Source organism: Phenylobacterium sp. (genome assembly GCF_030654915.1).
In the GTDB taxonomy this organism is placed as follows: Bacteria; Pseudomonadota; Alphaproteobacteria; order Caulobacterales; family Caulobacteraceae; genus Phenylobacterium.
On sequence record NZ_JAURWM010000010.1, the window covers coordinates 1 to 3988 of the forward strand.

The window sequence follows — 3988 nt, forward strand, 5'->3', positions numbered from 1 at the left end:
CTTCAGCACCTGGCCGATGCCGGTGATGGTGCCGCCGGTGCCGACACCGGAGACCACCGCATCGACCCGGCCGTCGGTGTCGTTCCAGAGTTCCTCGGCGGTCGAGACCCGGTGGATCAGCGGATTGGCTTCGTTGTCGAACTGCTGGGGCATGACCGCGCCCGGCGTCGCCTCGACGATCTCCTAGGCGCGGGCCACGGCGCCGGCCATGCCGCGCGCGGCCGGGGTCAGTTCCAGCTTGGCGCCCAGGATCAGCAGCATCTTGCGGCGTTCGATCGACATGCTCTCGGGCATGACCAGGGTGATTGGATAGCCCTTGGACGCGGCGACGAAAGCCAGCGCGATGCCGGTGTTGCCGCTGGTCGGCTCGACGATGGAGCCGCCCGGCTTCAAGGCGCCCGTGGCTTCCAGCCATTCGATCATGGCGACGCCGATGCGGTCCTTGACCGAGGCCAGCGGGTTGAAGAATTCGAGCTTGGCCACGACCTCGCCCTTGGGCTTCAGCGCCTTGGTGAGGTTCGGCAGGCGGACCAGCGGGGTGTCGCCGATCAGGTCGATGACGGAGTCGAAGATCTTGCCGCGGCCGGAACGCTTGTGGCGGGCTGCGTCGTAGTTGGAGGCGTCGGCCATGGCTCTCTCGTATCTCTGGCGTGAGGCGCTAACCTAAGGCCCCGAACGGGATTTGGAAGCGCACTTCTTCTGCCGCGAGGCCGAGCTTGCCTATTCGGCGGCCACGGCGGCCGCCGCCGGGGCCAGCAGGGGCTCCAGGATGCTGGCCGCCAGCCAACGCACGACCGGAACCACCACCCCGTCACCGGCCACATGCAGCGCCCCGGTCGCGGCGGCCGGCAGGACGTAGCTGTCGGGCAGGCCCATCAGGCGCGCGCCCTCGCGCGGCGAGACCAGGCGGCTTCGCACGCGCTCGCCTTCGATCACCACCAGGGTCTGGCGTGATGAACCGCCACGCGGAGTCCGCAGGCACCCGGCGACGCCGTCGAAACGGGCTTCGGAGCGCTGGACCTTCTTGCCGTCCTCCATCCGCATACGGTTGAACACCGCGCCCACCGACCGGCCGCCAGAGATCTTGGCCGCCTCGATCCGGGCGCGGTGCAGCGGCGCCATCAGTTCGAGCAGCCGTTCGGTGCGCGCCTCGTCATGCCAGACGACCTCGGCGTCGGGCTCCAGCAGGCTGGCGAGGTCGGTGTTGCGGGCGGCCGGCGCCTCCCCACGCCACCAGATCCAGCGGGCGGCGAGATCCTCCGGCAGGCGGGCGTGGGCCTGCCGCACCGCGCGGGTGTGGAAGGGGCTCTCTCCGACCAGGCCGGGCTGCGGCGGCTGACGGGTGGCGATCACGAACACCCGTGGGCGCGACTGCGGCACGAACCGGGCGGCGTCTATTTCCAGGGCGCCGAAGCTGTAGCCCTGGCTGGCCAAGGCGCGGCACAGCGCGGTGAAGTCGGCGCCGCCATGCGAGGTCAGCAGACCCGAAACATTCTCGATCACCACCGCGCGGGGGCCATCGACGCCCAGCGCCTCGATCAGCCTCCAGAACCCGAAGAAGGCCGAGGAGCGGCCGCCGCCCAGGCCCGCCCGCGCGCCGGCGAGACTAAAATCCTGGCAGGGCGAGGAGGCCCAGGCGAGATCAACGCGCGGCGGAAGGGCGCCGGCGTCCAGCGCCCAGACGTCGCCCTGATGGAAGTGCTCGGCCGCGCCGGAGAAATTGGCGCGGTAGGTTTCAGACTTCAACCTGTCGAAATCATTGGCGAATGCGCAGGTCCAGCCCGCGCCCAAGCCCAGGCGCGCCATGCCGCCGCCCGCGAAAAACTCGTAAAAGTTGAGAGATCGACTCATTATGGCGACTCTACCTTCGTTCGGTCACCGCGAAAGAACGCCCTTCATGCGACATGCTCTCCTGGTCCTCGCCGCCCTGGCGCTCAGCGCCTGCCAACCCCAGGCTCCGGACGGCAAGCCCGCCGCCGCGCCCGCCGATGCGCCCGCGCCCGTCGCGGCGGACCCGGCCACCACCGCCGCGCTGCCGGCCGCCTTCCAGGGCGATCTGCATGTGGTCGGGACCGAACCCTTCTGGTCGGCCCAGGTCCGCGAAACCCAGATCACCTTCACCCAGATGGACGCCCCGGCCCCGTCGACCGGCCCCAACAACGGCGCGGTCATGCAGGACGGCAAGGCCGTCTGGGAGACCTTGGTCGGCGGCAAGCCGCTCAAGCTCACCCTGGTCGAACAGGCCGGCTGCTCCGACGGCATGTCGGACCTGAAGTTCCCGCTGGCCGCCGAGATCGTCTACGACGGCAAGACCCTCAAGGGCTGCGCCTCCAAGGAGTCGGAACGGCCGCGCGAGCAAGTGGCGCCGTAGGGGCGCCCTTGACCTGAGCCCGTCTCAAGGCCGCTAATCTCCCCAACGTCGATAAGAACGATCAAGGGAGATGGCCATGGAACGGGCTTGGGACCTCGTCATCCGGGGCGGAACGCTCATCGATGGTTCGGGCGGCGCGCCGTTCGAGGCCGATGTGGCGATCAAGGACGGCGCCATAGCGCTGGTCGGCCAGGTCACCGGCCAGGGCGCTCGAGAAATCGACGCGCGCGGCAAGATCGTCACCCCAGGCTTCGTCGACATCCATACCCATTATGACGGCCAAGCCACCTGGGACGGCCACATGCAGCCCTCGGCCTGGCACGGCGTCACGACCGTGGTGATGGGCAATTGCGGGGTCGGCTTCGCCCCCTGCAAGCCCGAAGACCACGACCGGCTGATCCGGCTGATGGAAGGCGTCGAGGATATCCCCTTCCCAGTCCTGACCCAGGGGCTGCCTTGGAACTGGGAGAGCTTTCCCGACTATCTCGACAGCCTCGCGGCGCGGCGCTTCGACGTGGATATCGGGACCCAGCTGCCGCACGCAGCGCTGCGGGTCTATGTGATGGGCGAACGCGGCGCCAACCGCGAGGACGCAACCCCCGCCGACATCGCCGCCATGGCGGCCCTGGCCAAGGGCGCGATGGAGGCCGGCGCCCTGGGCTTCTCCACCTCGCGCACGCTTAACCACCGCACCAGCGACGGCCAGCCGACCCCGACCCTGACCGCCTCCGAAGACGAATTGACCGGCATCGCTCTGGGCCTCGCCGCCGCCGGCAAGGGGGTGCTGCAATTCGTCTCCGACTTCGCCGAGCCGGAAGAGGAGTTCGCCATGCTGCGCCGGATCGTCGAGCGCTCGGGCCGGCCGTTGTCCTTCACCCTGGCGCAAAGCCCCCGCCATCCCAACCAGTGGCGCACCCTGCTGGAGCGGTTGTCGGAGGCCAATGACGCCGGCCTGACCATGCGCGCCCAGGTCGCCGGGCGGCCGGTGGGCATCCTGTTTGGCCTGGAGCTGACGGTCAATCCGTTCAGCCAGCACGCCACCTATCGCGAGATATCCAGCCTGCCGCTGGCCGAGCGGGTCGCCCACCTGCGCGACCCCGCCTTTCGCGCCCGGCTGCTGGCCGAGACGCCCGAGCCGGCCCCCGGCCTCGGGACCAACATGATCCAGAACTGGCGCGTCATGTTCCTGATGGGCGAGGAGCCCGACTACGAACAAACGCCCGACCGCACGCTCGCGGTCCTGGCCCAGGCTCGGGGGGTGACACCCCAGGAAATGGCCCTCGACCACATGCTGGAGAACGAGGGGCGTGGCATGCTGTACCTGCCGTTCCTGAACTATGCCGACGGCTCGCTCGACCCCTCCTTCGCGATGCTGAACCACCGCGACACCGTGCCGGGACTCTCCGACGGCGGGGCTCATGTCGGCATGATCTGCGACGGCTCGTTCCCGACCTCGAACCTGACCCACTGGACCCGAGATCGGACACGCGGCCCGAAGCTGACGCTGGAAGCCATGGTCCGCATGCAGACCCATGACACCGCCCAGGCGGTCGGGCTGCACGACCGAGGACTGATCCAGACCGGCTACCGCGCCGACCTCAATGTGATCGACTATGA

Annotated in this window: 3 protein-coding genes and 1 pseudogene; 2 read left to right on the forward strand and 2 right to left on the reverse strand. The window is 69.2% G+C overall.

What is annotated here, in order from left to right; genetic code table 11:
* Together Q7T84_RS00255 and dcm are read right to left on the reverse strand one after the other, a co-directional pair.
* A pseudogene (locus Q7T84_RS00255) lies at window positions 1–630 on the reverse strand (PLP-dependent cysteine synthase family protein); the annotation flags it as partial.
* Between the two features lie 90 nt (window positions 631–720).
* A complete protein-coding gene (gene dcm / locus Q7T84_RS00260) occupies window positions 721–1851 on the reverse strand; it encodes a DNA (cytosine-5-)-methyltransferase (RefSeq protein WP_304805555.1) in 1131 nt (376 codons plus the stop codon).
* A gap of 46 nt (window positions 1852–1897) precedes the next feature.
* Between dcm and Q7T84_RS00265 the strand changes: the two genes are divergently transcribed.
* Window positions 1898–2371 (forward strand): COG3650 family protein, encoded by a 474-nt coding sequence (locus tag Q7T84_RS00265; RefSeq protein ID WP_304805556.1) that lies wholly within the window; start codon window positions 1898–1900, stop codon window positions 2369–2371.
* A 76-nt stretch (window positions 2372–2447) separates the two neighbouring features.
* On the forward strand, window positions 2448–3988 hold a 1541-nt coding region (locus Q7T84_RS00270), incomplete at its 3' end, for an amidohydrolase family protein (protein WP_304805557.1).